Origin of the sequence: Bradyrhizobium sp. 2TAF36 (genome assembly GCF_052114925.1) — a bacterium.
In the GTDB taxonomy this organism is placed as follows: domain Bacteria; phylum Pseudomonadota; class Alphaproteobacteria; order Rhizobiales; family Xanthobacteraceae; genus Bradyrhizobium; species Bradyrhizobium barranii.
On sequence record NZ_JBFRFR010000042.1, the window covers coordinates 17,943 to 39,405 of the forward strand.

At 65.2% G+C, this 21,463-nt stretch carries 19 protein-coding genes; 10 read left to right on the plus strand and 9 right to left on the minus strand.

Annotated elements, in window-relative coordinates; genetic code table 11:
* Positions 1-159: 159 nt before the first annotated feature.
* Positions 160-1,605, minus strand: a complete 1,446-nt coding sequence (locus AB4Z51_RS23885) for a TAXI family TRAP transporter solute-binding subunit (RefSeq protein WP_085402976.1) — start codon at positions 1,603-1,605, stop codon at positions 160-162.
* 151 nt (positions 1,606-1,756) lie between these two features.
* Here AB4Z51_RS23885 and AB4Z51_RS23890 point away from each other — a divergent pair, with 151 nt between their 5' ends.
* Positions 1,757-2,059: a 4a-hydroxytetrahydrobiopterin dehydratase gene (locus tag AB4Z51_RS23890; protein WP_028152804.1), complete on the plus strand. Its 303-nt coding sequence runs from the start codon at positions 1,757-1,759 to the stop codon at positions 2,057-2,059.
* Between the two features lie 91 nt (positions 2,060-2,150).
* Entirely contained in the window at positions 2,151-2,534 is a 384-nt protein-coding gene (locus tag AB4Z51_RS23895) for a YkvA family protein (protein WP_441498101.1), read from the plus strand.
* Between the two features lie 253 nt (positions 2,535-2,787).
* On the opposite strand, the gene AB4Z51_RS23900 is transcribed toward AB4Z51_RS23895, so the two are convergent.
* The 3 genes from AB4Z51_RS23900 to AB4Z51_RS23910 all read right to left on the minus strand — a co-directional run bounded on the left by AB4Z51_RS23900 (position 2,788) and on the right by AB4Z51_RS23910 (position 6,191).
* Positions 2,788-3,942, minus strand: coding sequence for a TAXI family TRAP transporter solute-binding subunit (locus AB4Z51_RS23900; RefSeq protein WP_441498102.1), 1,155 nt, complete (start codon positions 3,940-3,942; stop codon positions 2,788-2,790).
* An 18-nt stretch (positions 3,943-3,960) separates the two neighbouring features.
* A complete protein-coding gene (locus AB4Z51_RS23905) occupies positions 3,961-4,821 on the minus strand; it encodes a hypothetical protein (RefSeq protein WP_441498103.1) in 861 nt (286 codons plus the stop codon).
* Between the two features lie 395 nt (positions 4,822-5,216).
* Positions 5,217-6,191: an NADPH:quinone oxidoreductase family protein gene (locus AB4Z51_RS23910; RefSeq protein WP_441498104.1), complete on the minus strand. Its 975-nt coding sequence runs from the start codon at positions 6,189-6,191 to the stop codon at positions 5,217-5,219.
* A gap of 236 nt (positions 6,192-6,427) precedes the next feature.
* On the opposite strand from AB4Z51_RS23910, the gene AB4Z51_RS23915 reads away from it, so the two are divergent.
* The 8 genes from AB4Z51_RS23915 (at position 6,428) to AB4Z51_RS23950 (ending at position 15,311) form a co-directional block, all read left to right on the plus strand.
* Complete coding sequence (locus AB4Z51_RS23915) at positions 6,428-7,267, plus strand: SDR family oxidoreductase (protein ID WP_441498105.1); 840 nt, start codon at positions 6,428-6,430, stop codon at positions 7,265-7,267.
* Between the two features lie 105 nt (positions 7,268-7,372).
* Positions 7,373-8,020, plus strand: a complete 648-nt coding sequence (locus AB4Z51_RS23920; RefSeq protein WP_085402968.1) for an invasion associated locus B family protein — start codon at positions 7,373-7,375, stop codon at positions 8,018-8,020.
* Positions 8,021-8,245: 225 nt separating this feature from the next.
* On the plus strand, positions 8,246-9,448 hold the full coding sequence (gene rlmN, locus AB4Z51_RS23925) for a 23S rRNA (adenine(2503)-C(2))-methyltransferase RlmN (protein WP_071908693.1): 1,203 nt from the start codon (positions 8,246-8,248) through the stop codon (positions 9,446-9,448).
* A 169-nt stretch (positions 9,449-9,617) separates the two neighbouring features.
* Positions 9,618-10,112 carry a hypothetical protein gene (locus AB4Z51_RS23930; RefSeq protein ID WP_063980357.1) on the plus strand — a complete coding sequence of 165 codons (495 nt, stop codon included), beginning with the start codon at positions 9,618-9,620 and terminating at the stop codon, positions 10,110-10,112.
* A gap of 54 nt (positions 10,113-10,166) precedes the next feature.
* Entirely contained in the window at positions 10,167-10,943 is a 777-nt protein-coding gene (locus tag AB4Z51_RS23935; protein WP_085402964.1) for a phosphatase PAP2 family protein, read from the plus strand.
* A 93-nt stretch (positions 10,944-11,036) separates the two neighbouring features.
* Entirely contained in the window at positions 11,037-12,374 is a 1,338-nt protein-coding gene (gene argG, locus AB4Z51_RS23940) for an argininosuccinate synthase (protein WP_441498106.1), read from the plus strand.
* A gap of 118 nt (positions 12,375-12,492) precedes the next feature.
* Positions 12,493-14,250: an alkaline phosphatase gene (locus AB4Z51_RS23945; RefSeq protein ID WP_441498107.1), complete on the plus strand. Its 1,758-nt coding sequence runs from the start codon at positions 12,493-12,495 to the stop codon at positions 14,248-14,250.
* A gap of 104 nt (positions 14,251-14,354) precedes the next feature.
* Positions 14,355-15,311: a homocysteine S-methyltransferase family protein gene (locus AB4Z51_RS23950; protein WP_441498108.1), complete on the plus strand. Its 957-nt coding sequence runs from the start codon at positions 14,355-14,357 to the stop codon at positions 15,309-15,311.
* A 54-nt stretch (positions 15,312-15,365) separates the two neighbouring features.
* Here AB4Z51_RS23950 and AB4Z51_RS23955 read toward each other — a convergent pair whose 3' ends face one another.
* The 5 genes from AB4Z51_RS23955 to AB4Z51_RS23975 form a co-directional block, all read right to left on the minus strand.
* Entirely contained in the window at positions 15,366-17,549 is a 2,184-nt protein-coding gene (locus AB4Z51_RS23955) for an OmpA family protein (protein ID WP_441498109.1), read from the minus strand.
* A 186-nt stretch (positions 17,550-17,735) separates the two neighbouring features.
* Entirely contained in the window at positions 17,736-17,978 is a 243-nt protein-coding gene (locus AB4Z51_RS23960; RefSeq protein WP_441498110.1) for a hypothetical protein, read from the minus strand.
* Between the two features lie 83 nt (positions 17,979-18,061).
* Positions 18,062-18,448 (minus strand): VOC family protein, encoded by a 387-nt coding sequence (locus AB4Z51_RS23965; protein ID WP_441498111.1) that lies wholly within the window; start codon positions 18,446-18,448, stop codon positions 18,062-18,064.
* 22 nt (positions 18,449-18,470) lie between these two features.
* Positions 18,471-19,295, minus strand: a complete 825-nt coding sequence (locus tag AB4Z51_RS23970) for an FkbM family methyltransferase (RefSeq protein ID WP_441498112.1) — start codon at positions 19,293-19,295, stop codon at positions 18,471-18,473.
* Between the two features lie 165 nt (positions 19,296-19,460).
* Entirely contained in the window at positions 19,461-21,419 is a 1,959-nt protein-coding gene (locus tag AB4Z51_RS23975) for an ABC transporter ATP-binding protein/permease (RefSeq protein WP_441498113.1), read from the minus strand.
* Positions 21,420-21,463: the final 44 nt, after the last annotated feature.

The following is a 21,463-nucleotide window of genomic DNA, read 5'->3' on the forward strand; positions in this document are numbered from 1 at the left end:
TTCGCTTTTTGTCTCGTGCGCATCTCGCGTCGTCATTCCGGGACGGTCCGAAGGACCGGACCCGGAATCTCGAGATTCCGGACTCGCGCTGCAGGCGCTCCGGAATGACAGCGAAAGCTATACTGAGACAGTATGACGCAGCAATAACGCGGCAGGCGTTTACGCGTTGCCGGCGGCCCTGAATTGCGCGCCTGCGCGCTGCAGGCTTTGCGGCATGGCAAACAGCACGGCCTTGCGGTCGGCGACGGCGGCGTGGAACTGGTCGAGCACGATGTTGATGGCGGTGAGCCCGCCCTCTTCGATCGCGCCGTGATCGAAGCAGCGCAGCGTGTCGCGCAGGATTTCGTCAGCCTCGGTTTGCATCTGGTCGAGCTCGTCGGTCGTCTCGCTCTTGCGCGCCGCCGCGATCAAGTCGAACAGGCGGTCGCGCAAATGGCTGTTGTTGTCGCGCTCGTCCTTCTTGAGGTAGCCCGCGAACCAGGCGCCGATCGAGCCCATCGCCGAGAGCGCCATCAGCGTCCACCAGATGTAATCGCTGTATTTGTCGAGGAAGGTCTTTTCCTCGCCGTCGACGAAGGCGGCGGCGCCCGGATGCACGGGGATCACCGCATCCTTGTCGGTGTCGGGCGTCTCGATCTTCGCCGCCATCGGGAATTCCGCCACCAGTTGCTGGCGCACGGCGAAGAGCTGGCGCGTGAACGCCGCGATGGTGGTATCGGACACACCTTTGCGCGCCACGATGTGGTGCGAGAAGCTGATGGTCTTGACCTCGTCATCGGGGCGATCGGGCGAGCCGCCATAGGTGCCGGCGGGAATCTCCGATGCTTCGTAGACGGGATGGTTTTGCGCGATCGCGTCCGCGGAATCGATCGCGAGGAACGTCGGCGTGCCGCTGTCCTTGGCGGAAGCCGCGATCGCATCCGACGTGATCTTGCTGTTGACGGGGCCGGCTGCGAGATAGGCATCGGCCTTCTGGGCCTTGATCGCCTCGGCGGCTTCATTGGCGGGGAACTGTATGACCTCGACCTTGGCGGGATCGACGCCGTATTGCTGGAGGATCACCTTGAGCAAATTGACGTTGGCCTGGGTTCGGCCGATCACCCCGACGCGATGGCCGGCGAGCTGCGCGATCTTGGTGATCTTCGCGCCCTTCTTCTTGCCCTTGCCGGGCACGGACCACAGCACCACGACGTTCTTACGCAGGGTCGCGACGGCTTGCGCGTTCTTCGGCACGTCGACGTCGCCGCGCACGATGGCGAGATCGACCTTGTTTTCCGCGAGCGCATCGGCGCTGGCGGTGGCACCGTCGGTCTGGATCGGGCGTAGCCGCACAAAGCTTTTGTGTTGCGCGAAAGCCTGCGTCAGCGCCTGCACCACCTTGAGGTCGTCGCTATTGGCCGGACCGACCGCGATCTTCAGCGTCACCGGCCGCATCGCGAAATAGTAGCCGCCGACGAGCGCGCCGATGATCGCAAGCACCAGCGCCAGAGACACGAGCGCCGTCTTCCGCGCCGCTGATCGCGGCGAAGGCGGGGTGGGCGCTTCGGCCAGGTCCAATCCCCCGGTCATCGATCTCCCAAACAGGCGCTTGAGGCTCAGTTTCATCTTGGCCGGCGATTTACACCTGCAATCATAGCAAATTTCTTGTCCTGCGGGGTTACATCTCCGTCATGGTTAGCGGATGGACCAAATCCGGTCTGAACCGGGGCCATATGCACGGTGTTAGGGTAAAGTTCCCCTGAAAATGGAGGCGATCATGGCAGAGCGGCTGACGCCGGAAGCACGCAAGCAGGCACTGGGCGCCATACCGGGCTGGACCGAGGTTCAGGGCCGCGACGCCATCGGGAAGACCTTTGTCTTCAAGGATTTCAACGAGGCGTTCGGGTTCATGACCCGCGCGGCGCTGGTTGCCGAGAAAATGGATCACCACCCCGAATGGCGCAACGTCTACAAGACGGTGGAGGTGGTGCTGTCGACCCATGACGCCGGCGGCGTCACCAAGCTCGACATCGAGCTCGCCAGGACGATGAACACGATCGCCAAGCTGACAGCCACCTGACACCTTGCGAGGATCGGCTGCATCCCCATGTTGTGATCAGCAGGAGATGCGGCCATCTGCCGCCCCTGGCTGAACGGGGAGTTTGTCGAACATGGCTGCCGAACACAGCGTCGGCTTCGAGCCGGCCGATCGGCTCGCGGAGGATCATGAGAGCGTGCGCCGCCGTTTCTGGCGCAAGCTGAAGCGTGTCGCCGTGCAATTGCCGTTCGCGGAAGACCTGCTCGCGGCTTATTACTGTGCGTTTGACCGGCAGACGCCGCGCCATGTCCAGGCGTCGCTGCTCGGAGCGATCGCCTATTTTATCATGCCGTTCGATTTCGTCCCCGACGTGATGCCGATCCTCGGCTTCACCGATGACGCCGCCGTGCTCGCCACCGCCATCCGCATGGTCGCCAGCCACATCACGACGGAGCACCGCGAAGCCGCCCGCGCCGTGCTGAAGCGCGGGGTGGATGGTGCGGAGGCGGCGCAGTAGGCGTTGTTGGCGACACGCCGTGGCCACGTCCACCGCTGTCATTCCCCGCGACCCGGCTACGCCAAGGCTTCGCCGGGGTTGCGGTCCAGGGCAGCCGAAGCTTTAGCGTAGGCGGCAGGCGGGGAATCCAGTACCCCGCGGCCTCTCGATTCAATCACTGACGTCACGGAGTACTGGATCGCCCGGTCAAGCCGGGCGATGACAGCGAGTGTGTGAGTGCCGCTTGCGACACCATCGGCCGCAATGCCGCTCGTTACTTCTTCTCCGCCCGCGCGTTCCCCGCGTCCCACGCCTGGAATTGCTTGAACAGCGCTTCCCTGTCTGCGTCGGACACCTTCTGGGCCGCGGGGTTCTGCTTGAGGAACGCCTCGAAGCGCTCCCGGGTCACCGGTTCGACGCCGTGCTTGTCGAGCCATTGCTGCGCCACCGGCAATCTGTTCCAGCCCGTCAGAGGTGCCGGGAGCGAGACTTCCTTCCACTTGGGATGGAAAGGCGGGTTCTGCAGGGTCGGGAATTTCGTGAAGAACGCATCCACGAACAGCGCAAGCTTACGGTAACGGTCGGTGTTGGGCGCCCAGTTGTAGGCCGCGAGCACCGCCGGCACCGCGATGGTGTCCACGTTCTCGCCTTCCTTGATCAGGTTCGGATAGTCTTTGGCGGTCAGCGTCGCCGGCAGATAGTCGCTCTGGAGCGGCTTTGCATAGTCGACCCCCGCGAGGTGGAAGCGGCCGTCATTGCTGAAGGTCGACACTGACTTGTACGGCTTGCCGCCGACCACGATGACGGCGTCGATCTCGCCGGCTTTCAGCTTCTCCATCGCGATGCGCTGCTCGACATAGACGAAGTTCGCCTTGATCCCGAGCCGTTCGAACACCGTCRGCGCGGTGACGAAGGTCCCGCCATTGGGCAGATCGACGCTGACCTTCTTGCCCTCGAGATCCTTCAGCGTCGCGACCGATTTCGGCGCGATCACCTGCATCTCTTCATTGTAGAGCTTGGTCACATAGGTGAACTGCTTCTTGATGTCCTTGGCAAAGCCCTTGCGCTCGAGATAGTCGAGCGTGTCCGCCCGCACGATGCCGAGATCGACGCCTTGCAGGAACAGAATGTCGGCGACGCTCTGCACCGAGCCGCGGCCGACGATCGGTAGCACGCGGATCTTGTTGCCGTCGTCGAGCACGGAGGCGAGGTCGGCGCCGAACTGCACGTAGGTGCCGCCGATCGTGCCGGTGATCAGCGTGACCGTATTGGCGTTCAGCGACTGCTTGGTCGAGGTCGAGCCGAACTGGAAGATGGCCTTCAGGCCGTCCGAGACCTTGGCCGGATCGTACTCGGTCTGCTCGGCGCGTGCCGCGAAGGCGCAAATCGTCATGATGGCGGCAACCGCCATTCCCAAAGCGTTACGCATGATACCCTCTGAAAAGTTCTAGTTCTGAAGCTGAGCGAGGCGCTGCCGCGCCTCCGCCGATCCGAGTGCCGCGGCCTTCTGGTACCAGTCACGCGCGACGGTCGCGTCGCCGGCGATGCTCCGCGCGTCGCTGGTGCCCAGCACGGCCGGGTCATAGGTCTGCGCCAGCAGAAACGCGGCCGTTGCATCCTGTGCATTGGCCGCGCGCTCGAGCAGCAGGCGGGCTGCAACAATATCGCCGATCCTCAACAGGCTCTTCGCGCGTGTCATCAGCCCGGCCAGCGTGTCGGCATCGAGCGTCTTGGCTAGCGTCTTGGCGGGCGGAGTGGGCGCCGGCGGCGCCGCGACGGGTGCGGGCGCAGATATGGGTGCCTGGGCTTGCAGCGCCGTCTGATAGGCGGTCGCGATCGCTTCGCGGCTCGGCGTTGACGGTGCAGGGAGAACCTGCGTGTCGGCGCTCGCCAGCGTCGTGTTGGTCGCGCGGTCCGAATCCTTCAGCGAGCTCTGCGTCATGGCCGGCGTGTTGGCCGACGCCATGGCTTGCTCCGGCGCGATGCCCATCCAGCTAACGGCATTGGCGGGGAAGAGGCCGCGAAAGTCGGACTGATACAGTGTGACCAGAATTGCCAGGGTGGATGCCGTCAGAACGGCCGCGAGAACGCGCGGGACAATTCTGGAGCGCACCTCAATGGGCGCATATTCGCCTGGGTCCGGCGCACCGAGCGGATCGGACAGGAAGAGTGGAATTGGATCGTCCTGCGAAAGATCGGCCCGCGCGGCGCGCGCACGGATAAAGGACGCGGTCGGCGGATGTGATGTGGCTCGATCGGAGTCGAACGCCTTCGACTCCTTCGACGGGCGATGTGCCGTCGTCTCCATGGTCATGCTCCCCATTACTAACGCAACGCAGGGGCAATTCGGCTTAAGTCTTCTTGCTTTTGTCCAAAGTGTCCCGCAAATGGAACCGGTAAAACGCAGTTGGAATCAGCCCAAAAAACGACGACGGTTTGCGCGAATTAGGAAATATTTGGGTTTGATTGAGGCGGAGCGGAGGAATGCACCACGATTTTGGCGGTGATGGTTGAGGAAGGTTTTCCTAGACTCCGCTGGCTTTGACCCCGGGGCATCCAGTGGGCCGCGGCGTCTCGGCTGAAATCTCTGGCGTCTCTGAAATCTGGACCGCCCGCCTCAGTACGCAATTGCGCAGAAGGCGGGCGACGACGGTCGCATATGTGGCGAGTGCGTGTGGCAGGCAAGCGCTGCGGCTCACACCATCACGGATGCAGGATCACCTTGCCCATGGCCTGGCGTCCCGCCAGAACCTTCAGTGCGTCGGCGGTTTGTGCCAGCGGGAAGGTGCGGTCGACATGCGAGGAAATCTTTCCTTCCGCGGTCCACTTCACGAGCTTCTCGAGATTGGCGCGGTTCTTGGCCGGGTTGAGTCGGGTCCACGCGCCCCAGAACACGCCGCGGATGTCGCAGCCCTTCAGCAGCGCGAGGTTCAGCGGCATCTTCGGAATGTCGCCGGCGGCAAAGCCGATCACCAGGAAGCGGCCTTCCCAGGCGATCGAGCGCAGTGCCTGCTCGGCATAGGCGCCACCAACCGGATCGAAGATGATGTCGACGCCCTTGCCGCCGGTGAGTTTGCGCAGGCCTTCTTTCAGATCTTCCTTGCCGTAGTTGAGCGTCAGCTCGGCGCCATGCGCTTTCGCGAATTCAAGCTTCTCGTCCGACGAGGCGCAGGCGATCACCTTCAGGCCCATCAGCTTGCCGAGCTCGCAGGCGGCCAAGCCGGTGCCGCCGGCCGCGCCCAGCACCGCGAGCGTCTCGCCCGGCTTCGGGCTCGCGCGGTCTTCCAGCGCATGCAGCGCGGTGCCGTAGATGATGATGATGCCGGCCGCGCGGTCATAGTCGAGATTGTCGGGAATCTTCACGATCGATGCCSCCGGCAGCGCGATCTTTTCGCGCGCGCCGTTGTGGCCGCAAGACGCGACGACGCGATCGCCGACCTTCAGATCAGTCACGCCGGGACCGATGCTCTCGATCACGCCGGCGACTTCGGCGGCGGGCGAGAACGGGAACGGCGGCTTGATCTGGTACTTGCCCTGAATCATCAGGATGTCGAAGAAGTTCAGCGCCGCCGCCTTGATCGCGATCACAGCTTCGCCGGGAGCTGCCACCGGATCCGGCACGTCGGCAAGCACGAGATCGTCGGGCTGGCAATATTGCGAGCAGAGGATGGCTTTCATGGCGGCACCTTCTTGAGAATACTGGGCGTTTCGAGGCGGAATTATAGTTGGTCCGTTTCTGCCGGATTTAGTGCGGTCCGACAATCCGGTTTCTTTGCGCAAGAGGATGCGCAGGCCTATCCTCGCGTCATTGCGAGCGCAGCGAAGCAATCCAGAATCCGTCCTGCGGAAATAGTCTGGATTGCTTCGCTGCGCTCGCAATGACGAAGCAAGAAGAAAAAAAGAGGATTCAAACGATGTTTGAAACAGGTCTGCTCAGGGACAAGCGCATCCTCGTCACCGGCGGCGGCTCCGGCCTCGGCGCCGCTATGGGACACCGCTTTCTCGCGCTCGGCGCCGAGCTCGTAATCTGTGGTCGCAAGCTCGACCGGCTGGAAGCAACGGCGAGCGAGATGCGCGCGCAGACCGGCGGCAAGGTCATCACGATCGCCTGCGACATCCGTGACGGTGGCGCCGTCGACGATATGATGGACGCGATCTGGCGCGAGGCGCCGCTCGACATTCTCGTCAACAACGCTGCCGCAACCTTCATCGCGCAGAGCGAGCATCTGTCGTTTCGCGCCGCGGACGCGATCCTCGCACCGACGCTGCATGGCGCGATGTATTGCACGCTCGCCGCCGGCAAGCGCTGGATCGACGGCAAGCATGGCGGTGTCGTGCTCTCGATCCTCTCGACCTCCACCATCACCGGCCGCGCCTTCACGGTTCCCTCGGCGATGGCGAAGTCGGCGGTGCTGGCGATGACCAGGAGTCTCGCGGTCGAGTGGGGCCCGAAGGGCATCCGCACCGTCGCGATCGCCCCGGGCCCGTTCCCGACCGCGGGCGCCTCGGGGCAGCTCCGTCCTGAGGGCCGCGACGAAGGCTGGACCGCCCGGAACCCGATGGGGCGTACCGGCGAGCACAGTGAACTCGCCGACCTCGCCAGCTTCCTGGTCTCGGACCGTGCCGGTTACATCAATGGCGAGATGGTCGTGATCGACGGTGGCGCCCATTTGCGCAGCTCCGGCGCCGAGGATTTGTTGCGCTGGACCGACGCCCAATGGGCCGAGCAGCGGGCTGCGCGATCCAAAGGCTAAGCCGCTAACTGCCTTCCCAAATTGGACTTTCCCGGTTATCCCTGCCGGGGGACAAAGCGCGGCCGGGCCATCTTCCAGTCACAATATTGAGGGAACCACTCCAGCATGTGGCGGGTGCTGATTTTAGCCTTGATGACGGGCGTTATGGCCGTGGGAATCACCGATTCCGCGCGGGCGCAGACGGCGCAACCGGCGCCCAAAGCCGCGCCAAAGGCGGCTGCACCGGCGGCCAATACAGCCCCAAAGACCGCAGCAAAGCCCGAGAGCAAGCCGGTGGCTCCAGCCACGGCGGTTGCGGGCGGTGCGGAGCCGACCCTGATCGGCCAGTTCGGCACCTGGGGCGCCTATTCGGCCACGCCCAACGGCAAGAAGGTCTGCTTCGCGCTGGCCAAGCCGTCGTCGTCGAAGACCAACCCGCCGAACCGCCCGCGCGATCCCGCCTATGCCTTCGTTTCGACCCGGCCGGCGGAAAAGGTGAACAACGAAGTCTCTGTCATGATCGGCTATGCGCTGAAGCCGGGCTCGGAATCCTCGGTCGAGGTCGGCGGCGCCGCTTTCGCGATGTACACGCAGGGCGACGGCCTCTGGATCAAGAACGCGGCCGAGGAAGAGCGGATGGTCGAGGCCATGCGCAAATCCGCCGATCTCGTGGTCAAGGGTGTCTCGGCCAAGGGAACGGAGACGACCGATACGTTTTCGCTGAAGGGCCTCGCCCAGGCGCTCGACCGGATCGCCCAGGATTGCAGGCGGTAGGACTGCGGACTGCCGGCGTTAAGCCTGAGGGCGGCATCACGGTCGCAATCGGCGGTTCCGGTTGCTATATAAGGGTATCCCAAAGGTGTAGCCGTCACGGCCGGGCTAAAGCGCGAAGCGCGTCTTCGCACCAGATGTCCCGGCCATCCACGCGCTAGCAACGGGCGGAATAGAACGTGGATGCCCGGGACAAGCCCGGCCATGACGAGAGATATCAGGCAACCAATGCAACCGACGACCGAGCCGCACAACGCAATCCTGGTGGAGAAGACTCCGCTCGAAACCTATGTGCCGCCGGCCAGGCCCTCGCTGATCGGCCTGTCGCGCAGCGAGCTTGCCGACCGCCTCGGCGAGATCGGCGTCGCGCCCGCGCAGCGCAAGATGCGCGTCCAGCAGCTGTGGCACTGGCTCTATTTCCGCGGCGCCCAAAGCTTCGACGATATGACGTCGATCTCGAAGGGCATTCGCGCCGAGCTCGCGCAGCATTTTACGGTCGACCGTCCCGAAGTCGTGGCCGAGCAGATCTCCAACGACGGCACCCGCAAATGGCTGCTGCGGCTGCCGAGCGGCGACAACGTCGAGCGCGCGCATGAAGTCGAGTGCGTCTACATCCCCGAGACCGATCGCGGCACGCTTTGCGTCTCCTCCCAGGTCGGCTGCACGCTGAACTGCTCCTTCTGTCACACCGGCACGCAGCGGCTGGTGCGCAATCTCACCGCCGGCGAGATCGTCGGACAGGTGATGGTTGCGCGCGACCGCCTCAATGACTGGGCCGATCGCGAGGACGGCACGCGCCGCGTCACCAACATCGTGATGATGGGCATGGGCGAGCCGCTCTACAATTTCGACGCGGTGCGCGACGCGCTGCTCATCGTCGGCGACAATGAAGGCATCGGCATCTCCCGCCGTCGCATCACGCTGTCGACGTCGGGCGTTGTGCCGAACATCGTGCGCGCGGGCGACGAGATCGGCGTGATGCTCGCGATCTCGCTGCATGCGGTGCGCGACGAGCTGCGCAACGAGCTCGTGCCGCTCAACCGCAAATATCCGATCAAGGAGCTATTGCAGGCTTGCCGCGACTATCCCGGCGCCTCCAACGCGCGCCGCATCACCTTCGAATATGTGATGCTCAAGGGCGTCAACGATTCGCTCGACGATGCGAAACTGCTGGTGAAGCTGCTCAAGGGCATTCACGCCAAGATCAATCTGATCCCGTTCAATCCCTGGCCCGGCACGGCCTATGAATGCTCGGACTGGGACCAGATCGAGAAATTCTCCGAATACATCTTCAACGCCGGCTATTCCTCGCCGGTGCGCACCCCGCGCGGCCGCGACATCCTCGCCGCCTGCGGCCAGCTCAAGTCGGAGACCGAGAAGCTCTCGGCCCGCGAACGTCAGGCGCTGCGCGCCATGGCGATGACGGATTGAGGATGCGTGCCCGCGTTCTCGCATCCCCGTCATTGCGAGCGCAGCGAAGCAATCCAGATTCCCTCCGCGGAGACAGTCTGGATTGCTTCGTCGTGGAGCCTGTCATCCGGCCCGCCGAAGGCGGGACCGGGTGGCTCCTCGCAATGACGGCGAGGTGAGCTTTCCCGTCATGTCCCTGATCGGCCGCCTCATCGTCATCTTCATCGGCTTTCTTGCCGCCTGTTTCGTCGGCGGGATGATCGTGGTCGTCGCGCTGTTGTTTCCGGAGTTTGCCGATCTCGGCGCCGGTCCGGTCGACCAGGGTGCGATCGACATTCTGCTCGGCTTCGGCTTCATCTTCGTCTCCGGCTTTGCGCTGGTTCCGGCGGCGGTGATCGTCGCGATCACCGAAGCGCTCTATATCCGCAGCGCGCTCGCTTATGCCGTGGGTGGCGGCGTAGTTGGCCTAGCCTGCTATCTCGGCCTCATTCCCTTTCATTCCGATACGCTCCAGTTCGAAGGCATCGTGCGGCGGCATCTGGAGATCATGACGGGCGCGGGCATCGTCTCAGGCGTGGTTTACTGGCTGATTGCCGGCCGCAACGCCGGCGCCTGGCGCAATCCGCCGCCCCCGCACAAGCCGCCTCCGCCGCTGCCGTCGAATTCGCGGCCGGATGCGCGATGAGTCGCGCCGCTTCCGGGGTTTTCATCTCCTCCCCACTCCGCTAAACCGCGCGCCATGAACCGGACTGGACTCTTCATCGCCCTGGCGCTGTGGCTCGTGATCGGCGTCGTTTTCGGCCTCTATCCCGAGCTCGATCTCAAGCTCGCCGCACTGTTCTTCGACCCCGAGACGAAGACGTTTCCGCTCAAGCTGAATGAGTGGGCGGGCGTCGCGCGCGACGCCGCCATGTGGGTCGCCTGGGCATTCGTGCTGCCGCCGCTGGTCGCGCTTGTGGTCAAGATGATCCGACCCGACCGGCCGCTGATGGTATCGGGGCGCGCGATCGTATTCCTGCTGGTCACCATCATCATGTCGGCAGGCATCCTCACCAATCTCACCTTCAAGACCTATTGGGGACGGCCGCGTCCGGTGGTGGTGACTGAGTTTGCCGGCGACCAGCAATTCGTGCCGTGGTGGGATCCGCGCGGCGATTGCGCGCGCAACTGCTCGTTCTTCTCGGGCGAGGGCGCGACCGCGTTCTGGACGCTGGCGCCGGCTGCGCTGGCGCCGCCGGCATGGCGGCCGCTCGCCTATGCCGGTGCGGTTGTGTTCGGCATGGTCACCAGCGGGCTGCGGATGGCCTTCGGCGGCCACTTCTTCACGGACGTCTCGATCGCCGGCCTCGTCACCTTCGTCGTGATCTGGTTCGCCTACGCGCTGATTTACCGCTGGCCGCGGACTCGGTTCTCGGACGAGGCGGTCGATGCCGCCCTGACCCGGCTGAACATGCCCGCCTACCGGCTCCGCCAGCGCCTGTTCGGCCGCAAGACAGGCCCCGAGCCGTCGATTTGAGCCATTAAATGCGTGCCGAGGCGTGCGAAATTTGATATTCGCGCGGTCAACCCACAAACGCCATCAGCCCCTTGAGACCCGATTGGAAGCCCCATGACCACGATCCTGAAAAGCCTGCCCAAGGGTGAGAAAGTCGGCATCGCTTTTTCGGGCGGTCTCGATACCAGCGCGGCGCTGCTCTGGATGAAGCAGAAGGGCGCGCGCTGCTACGCCTACACGGCCAATCTCGGCCAGCCCGATGAAGCCGACTACAACGAGATCCCGCGCAAGGCCGAGGCGTTCGGCGCCGAGAAGGCCGTGCTCGTCGACTGCCGCACGCAGCTGGTCCACGAAGGCATCGCCGCGATCCAGTCGGGCGCCTTCCACATCTCGACCGGCGGCATCACCTATTTCAACACCACGCCGCTCGGGCGCGCCGTCACCGGCACGATGCTGGTCGCGGCGATGAAGGAAGACGGCGTCAACATCTGGGGCGACGGCTCGACCTTCAAGGGCAACGACATCGAGCGTTTCTATCGCTACGGCCTGCTGACCAATCCATCCTTGCGCATCTACAAACCCTGGCTCGACCAGCAGTTCATCGACGAGCTCGGCGGCCGCGCCGAAATGTCGGCGTTCATGACCGCGCAGGGCTTTGCCTACAAGATGAGCGCGGAGAAGGCGTACTCGACCGACAGCAATCTGCTCGGCGCCACGCATGAGGCCAAAGATCTCGAGAGCCTCGACAGCGGCATCAAGATCGTCAACCCCATCATGGGCGTGCCGTTCTGGCGTGACGACTGCAACGTCAAGGCCGAGAAGGTCGTCGTGCGTTTCGAGGAAGGCCAGCCCACGGCGCTGAACGGCCAGACCTTCAGCGATCCCGTCGCCCTGTTCCTCGAGGCCAATGCGATCGGCGGCCGTCACGGCCTCGGCATGAGCGACCAGATCRAGAACCGCATCATCGAGGCGAAGAGCCGCGGCATCTACGAGGCGCCCGGCATGGCGCTACTGCACATCGCCTATGAGCGCCTCGTCACCGGCATCCACAACGAGGACACCATCGAGCAGTACCGCATCAGCGGCATGCGCCTCGGCCGCCTGCTCTATCAGGGCCGCTGGTTCGATTCGCAGGCGCTGATGCTGCGCGAGACCGCGCAGCGCTGGGTCGCGCGCGCCGTGACCGGCGAGGTGACGCTGGAGCTGCGCCGCGGCAACGACTATTCGATCCTCAACACCGAGAGCCCGAACCTCACCTATGCGCCGGAGCGGCTCAGCATGGAGAAGGTGGAAGACGCAGCATTCACGCCGGCCGACCGCATCGGCCAGCTCACCATGCGCAATCTCGACATCGCGGACACCCGTACCAAGCTGAAGCTCTACACGGATACCGGCCTGCTGTCGGGCAGCGAAGGCTCGCAGATCTTCCGGCTGGAGAACGACAAGAGCTGAGGCCTTTTTGGGCTGAGGCCTTTTGTCGCCCGACCGGGCGACGCGCGACTTAATGACGGTGTCATTCTCGATCGCTAGCTTTCCGTTCCTGTTGGGAACGGATTGCGGAGCATCGCGCATGGTCAAGGGATCGGCACTCGCCTCACTCATCGTCCTCTGTTGGACAACGTCGCTGTCGGCGCAGACGATCTATCCGATCGATCGTGCCGAGATCCTGGCTGGCGCCCGGTTCGACTTCAAGGTCGAGTTTCCCGGGCCGGTCGATCCGGCCAGGCTGAAGGTGACCGTGAACGGCGCGGACTATGCTGCCGCGTTCGGACGTAGCGGGACCTTCATCGATCGCGAGGACGGCAAGGACCAGTCGGCGCTGATTTTGCGCGACGTCACGCTGGCCAAACCCGGCACCGTCACGGTGGATGTCAGCGATGGCACGCAGCAGCGCAGCATCGCATGGACGGTTTACGACACGGGTCCCCGCAAGGCGAAGAACGTCATCCTGTTCATCGGCGATGGCATGTCGCCGGCGCATCGGGTCGCGGCCCGAATCCTGTCGAAGGGGATTGCAGAAGGCAAGAGTCGCGGCAAGCTCGCGATCGACGACATGCCCCACATGGCGCTGGTGGCGACCGCGGGCTCGGACTCGATCATTACGGACTCCGCGAACTCGGCCAGCGCCTATGCGACCGGCCACAAGAGCGCCGTCAACGCCCTGGGTGTTTACGCGGACCGCACCGCAAGCCCGTTCGACGATCCTCGCGTTGAAACCATCACCAGCCTCGCCAGGCGGCGGCATGGCATGGCGATCGGTGTCGTCACCAACACCGAGATCGAAGACGCGACGCCGGCCGCGATGGTTGCGCACACCCGCCGGCGCGCCGCCTATGACGAGATCGTCGAGCAGTTCTTCGCGGCGAAGCCGGATGTGCTGATGGGCGGCGGCAGCGCGAATTTTCTGCCGAAATCCGCGGCCGGCTCCAAACGCAAGGACGAAGCCGACTACATCGCGAAGTTCYGCGACGCAGGCTATCAGGTCGCGACGACTGCGAGCGAGCTCGGCGCTTCTGCCGCAAAGCCGGAGACAAGCAAGCTGCTCGGCCTGTTCGCGACCGGCAACATGGATGGCGTGCTCGACCGCAAATTCCTCAAAGGCGGCGGCGTGAAGAAATTTCCCGAGCAGCCTGATTTAACCGAGCAGGTGCAGGCGGCGCTGAACATCCTCTCCAAGAGCGAGACCGGCTTCTTCCTGATGGTCGAATCCGGACTGATCGACAAATATGCGCATCTGCTCGACATGGAGCGGGCGGTCTACGACACGATCATGCTCGACAATGCGGTGCGCCAGACGCGCGAATGGGCACGGGCGCGCGGCGACGACACCCTCATCCTGGTCCTGGCGGACCACAATCATCCCAACAGCCTTGTCGGCACGGTGAATGACGACATGGGCACCACGCCCAATGTGCCGCTGCGCGAGCGCGTCGGCGTCTACGAGCAGGCCGGATTTCCCAATTATCCGGCGCCGGATGCCGAGGGTTATCCGTCACGCGTCGATGTGAGCCGCCGGCTCGCCATCTTCTCGGCCAGCCTGCCCGATCACTACGAGACGTTCCGCCCGAAGCTCGACAATCCCAACGAGCCGACCGTCAAGGCCGGTGACGACGGGACCTTCAAGGCCAACGACAAATACAAGGACGTCCCCGGCGCAGTGCTGCGCCCGGGCAATCTGTCGGCAATGATCGGCGCCAGCGTGCATTCGGGCGAGGACGTCATCCTGACGGCGACCGGGCCGGGCAGCGAGCGCGTGCACGGCTCGATGGACAACACCGAGGTGTTTCGCGTGATGGTCGATGCGCTTGGACTCGCCGCAGGGCAGTAGGAGCAATCGCGTACCGCGCGACATTATGCGGCACCATCTCGCATGAGACCGGAAGGAGGTTGAAACGACCGAATGAGTGGGGCCTCGCAGCGACGGAGCGACCAATGGCGAAGTACAGAGACAATCTGCCTCAGCGCCGCGGCGGCATCTTCCTGACCGACGGCGGCATGGAGACCACCCTGATCTTTCACAAAGGTCTGGAGCTTCCTCACTTCGCTGCCTTCGTGTTGCTCGAGAGCGAGGCCGGCCGCTCGCATCTGAGGCAGTATTACGAAGCCTATCTTGCGATCGCGCGGCAGCATGGACTCGGCTTCGTGCTCGATAGTCCGACCTGGCGCGCCAATCCTGATTGGGGTGTCAAGCTCGGCTACGATATGGACGCGCTCACGGCGATCAACATGCGGGCAATTCGTTTTCTTGAGGAATTGCGCGGCACATGGGAGACCTCCGGCCTGCCCTGTGTGATCAACGGTGCGATCGGTCCGCGGGGCGACGGCTACAAGGCCGGCAACATGGATGTGACGGAGGCGATGGACTATCATTCGTCCCAGATCGCCTCCTTCGCCGAGGCCGGCGCCGACATGGTCACCGCGTTCACGCTGAACAGCGTCAATGAAGCCATCGGCGTGGTGCGTGCTGCAAAGATGCACGCGATCCCGGTTGCCATCTCCTTCACGGTCGAAACTGACGGTTGCCTGGTCAGGGGAGAGACCCTGCGGGAGGCGATCGAAATCGTCGATCGTGCAACGGAAAGCGCCTGCGAATATTTCCTGATCAACTGCGCTCATCCGACCCATTTCGAGAGTGCCCTCCAAGCCGGCGAGCCATGGGTCGAACGGATTCATGGCGTGAGGGCCAATGCGTCGGCCAAGAGTCATGCAGAGCTCGATGAGTCCGAGGTGCTCGACAGCGGCGATCCCGCCGATCTTGGCCGCCGTTATGTGGCGCTCAGGCGGGCATTCCCGCGCATGCAACTGCTCGGCGGCTGCTGCGGCACCGATCACAGGCATGCCGCAGCCATCTGCGCTGCCTGCGTGCCGCTTCAGGCAGCGGGCGCCTGATCCAAACAAAAATGGCCGGGATTGCTCCCGGCCATTTTGCATGTGTGCTTCGCCTCAGCGCGGCGGCGCGGTGCCGGGCGGGGGCGGCGGCAGCGAGGCCTGGCCACCGTTGAGCAGCGGCGTGATGTTGCGGACGGTGACGCGCCGGTTGATCAGGCTCGGTCCTTGCGTCTGCTCCTTCAGATACTGCTCGCCATAGCCCTGCGAGGTCAGGTTCTCCGCGGGCACCCCGAACTGCTGGGTCAGCAATTCGGCCGCGGATTGCGCACGGCGATCCGACAATGACAGATTGTCGACCTCGTTGCCGACCGCGTCGGTGTGTCCCTCGATCAGGAATACCGCACGCGGGTTGCGCTGGATCGCACGGTTGAGACCGTCGGCGATCCCCTGCAGCCGGGCCGCCTGGTCCGGCGGGATGGTCCACGAGCCCGTCTCGAAGGTGATCGTGTTGACGTCGATGCTCGGCATCTGCATGCGAACATTGGGGCTGTAGCGGATCTCGTCGAGCGTGTAACGCCGATCGATCCGCTGTACCGGCGGTGCCTCCATGGTCTGGTAGATCAGGTCCGGCGATGCTTCCTCGGCGTCGACGATGTAGCGATCGTAGGGAATGTTCACGACCGGCGGCGGCGCATCGACATAGAAGCCGCCGACCGACCGCGGATCGCGGTAGCTGTTGTCGATGATGATGATCTCGCGCCCGCCGGGGTCCCTGCGGATTCGCCGCAGCAACGAACCGTCGGGACCGACCACGGTGATGACCTCGCTGCCATCAGGACGGATCACGACCGTGCGGGTTTCGCCGCCGACGGTGTCGGTGCGGATGTCGCGGGCGCCATAGCGGAAGCGATAGAGGTCGTTGCCGCGGACATAGGCCTGCCCGCCCGGATCGCGGATGATGATGCGATCCGGTTCGGTGTAGACGGTGCGGCCGCCTTCGATGGCCTCGCGTCGCTGGTTGTGCAGGTCGGCAATGGTGGCTCCGATCACGACACCGGCCACCACGCCCGCACCGATCGCGAGCGGTGTCAGGTCACGCTGCGGCGGGCGCGGCGGAGGTGGCAGCGGTGCGACGACTGTCGGCCTTGCCTGGAAGGCAGGCGTAACTGTCGGCGGAGCGAATTGCGCCCGGTTGGGCGGCGGCGTTGCGGCCGCTGAGCCCGGGACTGTGCTCGGCGCAGCGGCACCGGCGGGCGCCGCGGGCCGCGGCGGGAGGCCGCCGGCCTGGGGCGGCGCAGCCGGAGTTCCGGCTGCGGGCGCGCCAGCAGGAGGTGTTCCACCCTGTTGACCAGGGGTCGGCGTCGCTGCCGGAGCTGTGCCGGGGGCGGGCGTCGGTCCTGCGCCGGGACGGCCGGGCGGCGGCGTTGGAGCACCTGGGGCCGGTGTGGCCGTCGGAGCGGGCGCGGCACCGGGGGCCGGTGTCGGTGATCCTGCAGCCGGAGGCGTGCCGGGACGTCCGCCGGGCGGCGGGGTGCCCGGGCGCCCAGTCGGCGGTGCGCCGGGCGTGGCGCCCGGTGCCGGCGTTGCCGTCGGCGCAGGTGTCGCCGTCGGAGCAGGCGTGGCGGTCGGAGCAGGCGTGGCGGTCGGTGCAGCCGCGCCAGGGCGGGCCGCAGGCGCGGCCGGTGAAGGCGACGGCGTAGCCGCAGGTGCCGGCGCCGGACGTGCGGGTGCTGCTGCGGGCGGCGTTGCTGCTGCCGGCGGAGTCGGAGCGGGACGCGCGGCAGGCGGAGCTGCGGCGGGAGGCGGTGTCGGCGTGTGCGGCTGCGCGGCCGGGGGCGGCGGAGTTGGCGCAGGCGCATGCTGCTGGGGTGCCGCAGCTGGAGGCGGCGACGGCTGCTTGGGAGCTGCCGGCGGTGGGGGTGGCGGCGGAGGCGGAGGTGCCGGACGTGCCGCAGGCGGAGGAGGCGGTGGTGGTGGAGTCGGGCGCGACGGCGCGGCGGCCGGCGGCGGCGGAGCGGGAGGATGCGGAGGTGCAGCCGCGGGCGGCGGCGCCGTGGGGCGCGCAGGAGCTGCGGGCGGTGCCGCGCCCGGAGGAGGTGGTGCGGCAGGACGTGCGCCAGGCGGCGGTCCCTTCGGTGCTTCCTTCGGAGGCTGCTTCGATTTGTCGGTCTCTGGTGGTTGTGTCTGCGCTTGCGCGACCACGAGCGGCGGCGCGCTTTGCGCATGCGATGCGGAGCTTGCGAATTGCATCGCGGTCAGAGCCGTCGTTGCAAGCAGCACGAAACGAAGGTTGGTCATGATGGTGAACTTCCCCGGAAGGTTCTTTGACGAAGTGTCGGGATGAACAGCTACGCGTTAGGCCGGAATGTGGCGGGCGAAGAGGTCGCGGGCCGATTTATTTCTGCACGCAAATCACCTCACTATGGTGACGTTCATTGYGCATTCAGACGCAGGTTGCAATTGCCTCACATGTGATGCTTCGCCTCACATGTGATCGCGCAGCGAACTTGCATCTGTCGCGGGATTCGGCGTGAGCGGTCCGTTCGGTCCGCGCGATGGAATCTCTTCCGGCACGTGGCCCGGCAATTCGTCGGGCCGTGGTGATTCGCCGGGTTCGCGCACCGGCGGCGCGATTTCAGGCTGCGGATTGCCCGGCGGAATTCCAGGCGGCGGCTCGGTGGGCGTGCCGGGCGTCGACGGTGGAATGTCGGGCGGTTCGATCGGCATCACATCATCGAGGTCAGTTGTCTGGAGAATGACAACGATGATGCCGCGCCGATGTTCCTTGTCGTGTCGTGCCTGAACGCGCGCTATTCCGGTGCGTGGCAGACAGCCTCGATGTTGTGTCCGTCAGGGTCGAGCACGAACGCGCCGTAATAGTTCGCATGATAATGCGGGCGGATGCCGGGCGCGCCGTTGTCGCGGCCGCCGGCGGCAATCGCTGCCTTGTAGAAGGCATCGACCGTGGCGCGATCCTTGGCGAGAATCGCGATATGCACCGGCTTGTTCATCGCGCCTTCCGCACCGAACCAGAGGTCCGGCTTGCCGTTGTCGCCGAAGCCGGCGGCTGCGGCGTGGCCGGTCTGCTCCGCCGTTACCTCCATGATCAGGCTGTAATCGAGCGGTGCCAGCGCCTTGGCGTAGAACGCTTTCGCGCGCTCATAGTCGGAGACCGAAAAACCCAAATGGTCGATCATCGCAAATCTCCCTTGCTCACGGTTAGCGCGACAGGAACGTATTGCTCCGCGTCTTGCGCGCGATCGCAAAGCCGCGCGCGACCATGTCAGCGATACAATCCTGCTGCCATTCGTTTTGTGACAGATGCTCGATCACCACCGCGCGCGGCCACAGCGATTGCGGCGCGTCGCGGAAGAAGCCGATCAGCACGCGGTCCTCGAAGCCCTCGACGTCGATCTTGAGCGAATCGACTTGGCCGACGCCGGCCTCGTCCAGAATGCGCGTCAGCCGCAGCGACGGCACCTTGATGGCCTCCGCGCTGGCCGTGCCGGTGACGACGTGCGTGGCGCCGAGATTGCCGCCGCCGCTCTCGATCAAGAGCTCGCCGTCGCTGTCACCGGCGGCAGCCTGCACCAGGCGCACCTGCGTCGTCTTCGACGCGGCGTGGTTGAACGAGAGCCGCCCAAACGTCATCGGATGCGGTTCGATCGCGACCACCTTGCCATTGGCGCCGACCTGCTGCGCCATCACCAGGGCAAAGGTGCCGACATTGGCGCCGACGTCGACGAACACGCCGCCTGCCGGGGTGTGCCGGCGCAGGAAGTCGAGCTCGTCGAGATTGTAGTCGGGATTGAACATCGCGCCGCGCTCGGTCGCGCTGCCCTGGTGATAGAAGCGGAACGAGGCGCCCTGGTACTGCACATCGATCGGCCCGCCGCGCATCAGGTTGACCAGCCGCGACATCCACGGGCGGAACGCACCGCGCTTCAGCCCCGACTGTTGCGCAAGGCGGATGATCGCAGCCTGCGCCGCGTTCGGCGCAAACGCGCCAAACGGCGCGGATGAAGGGGCGTTGTCGGGCGTCAAGCAGGTGGTCCTCGTTGCAAGCGGCGCATGCATAGCCGGTTTTGATGAGGACTCCAATGTTGCGGGAAAAGAATGTAGCCCGGATGGAGCGCAGTGAAATCCGGGGTTCTCGCCGCTCTGATGGACCGTCCCGGATTGCGCTTCGCTCCATCCGGGCTACGGACCTTACGCCGCCTTCTTTGGCGCCGCCTTGCGCTGCCTCAGGAATCGCCCAAGCAGCCTGCGCTTGCCCTTGCGCGGGATCAGGTCGATATCGCTGACGAGTTTTGCGCCGCCCTTGCGGCGTTCCAGCACGATCTTGCGGCTGTGGAAGGCTTCCAGCTCGACGCGATGGGCGACGCTGACGATGGTCGCCTTCGGCAACTCGTCGGTGACCATCTGCATCATCTTGTCCTGGCTCTTCTCGTCGAGCGCGGAGGTCGCTTCATCGAGCACGACGATGTCGGGGTTGTGCAGCAGCAGCCGCGCGAAGGCGAGGCGCTGCTTCTCGCCGCCTGACAGCGTCTGGTCCCACGGTCCCTCTTCCTCGATCTTCTCCTTGAGGTGGTCGAGGCCGACCTTGTGCAGGGCTTCGCCGATCTCCTCCACGGTCCAGTCGTCCTCGGCGCCGGGATAGGCGACGGCGCGGCGCAGGCTGCCGGACGGCACGTAAGGCCGCTGCGGCAGCATGAACAGGCGCCGGTCGGGATGGAAATTGACGCTGCCGCCGCCCCATGGCCAGAGCCCCGCGATGGCGCGCACCAGCGTGCTCTTGCCGGTGCCGGATTCACCGGCGACGAGCAGCCGCTCGCCCGGCTCGATCACCACCTCGGTCTCGCCGACCACGGCCGTGCCGTCGTCGAGCGTGACGGAGAGATCCTTCATCTCCAGCATGGCGTCGTTGCTGGTCTCGCCGCGCTTGATGCGGCCGAGGCCGTCGCCCTGCTCGGCGCGCTCGAGGCCGTCGAGCGACATCATCAGCGAGGCGATGCGACGCGCGCATGCGTTCCAGTCGGCGAGCCGCGGATAATTGTCGACCAGCCAGCCGAACGCGCTCTGCACGATGGTGAAGGCGGAGGCCGCCTGCATCACCTGCCCGAGCGTCATGCTGCCGTCGAGGAATTTTGGCGCGCAGAGCAGGAGAGGGACCACGGGCGCAACGAGGCTCGAGCCTTGGGAGACCAGCGTTGTGCGCATGTGCTGGCCGGCCAAGCGCGCCCACTGCCGCAGCACGTTGGTGAAATTGCGGTCGATGCCGCCGCGCTCCTCCTCCTCGCCGCCGAGCAGCGCGATGCTCTCGCCGTTCTCGCGCACGCGCGTCAGCGTGTAGCGGAAATCCGCCTCCGCCTGGTTCTTGTCCTCGGAGACCTGCACGAAGCGCCGGCCGATCACCAGGATCGAACCCGAGGCGATCGCGGCGTAAAGGATCGCGGCGATGACGAGGAAGCCAGGGATGGTGATGGTCGATCCTGCCAGCGTAACCGTGAGCGCGCCGCCGATGGTCCAGAGCACGATGATGAAAGTGACCGCCGACAACAGCGCCGATGTCACGCCGGCGAGGAAATCGACCGGGGAATCGGTCGCCACGCGTAGATCCTCGGCGATGCGATATTCAGGGTTCTTGTGGTCGCCGCCGACCAGGTTGAGCTGATAATAGCGCCCATTGGCCAGCCAGCGCGTCAGCACGCTTGCCGTGAGCCAGGCGCGCCAGCGGCGCTGAATTCCCATCCGCGCCAACACCTGCGCGACGCCGAGCACGATGCTGCCGATCGCGAGCGGGAAGAACACCGCGGTGAGATGGAAGACGGTGCTCGCCTCGCGCTTCTCGATGGCGTCGAAGATCGCGCGATTCCAGACGTTGATGCCGTATTGAAAGCCGACAGTGAGGACGATCAGCACGACGAGGCCGATCGAGTAGAGCCACGCCAGCCGGTCGCCGTTGCGGCCCCAGAAGCCGCGTGCGCTGATCCAGAAGCGCGTCAGCAGATAGTCCTTGCGAGCCTGTTCGGCTTCTTCGGGCGAGAGTGCAGGATCGGGCTCAATAACCTCCGGCGGCGGCGGCGTGACCTCGTCGCCGTTCTCGCCCTTGATTTCGACAATGGGGGGCTTCCTGCCCTGTTCGCGCTTTGCGGCCGGCTTGTGCATGAGCGGATAACGCGAACCAAATCAATCGGTTCCCGTTGGTTCCG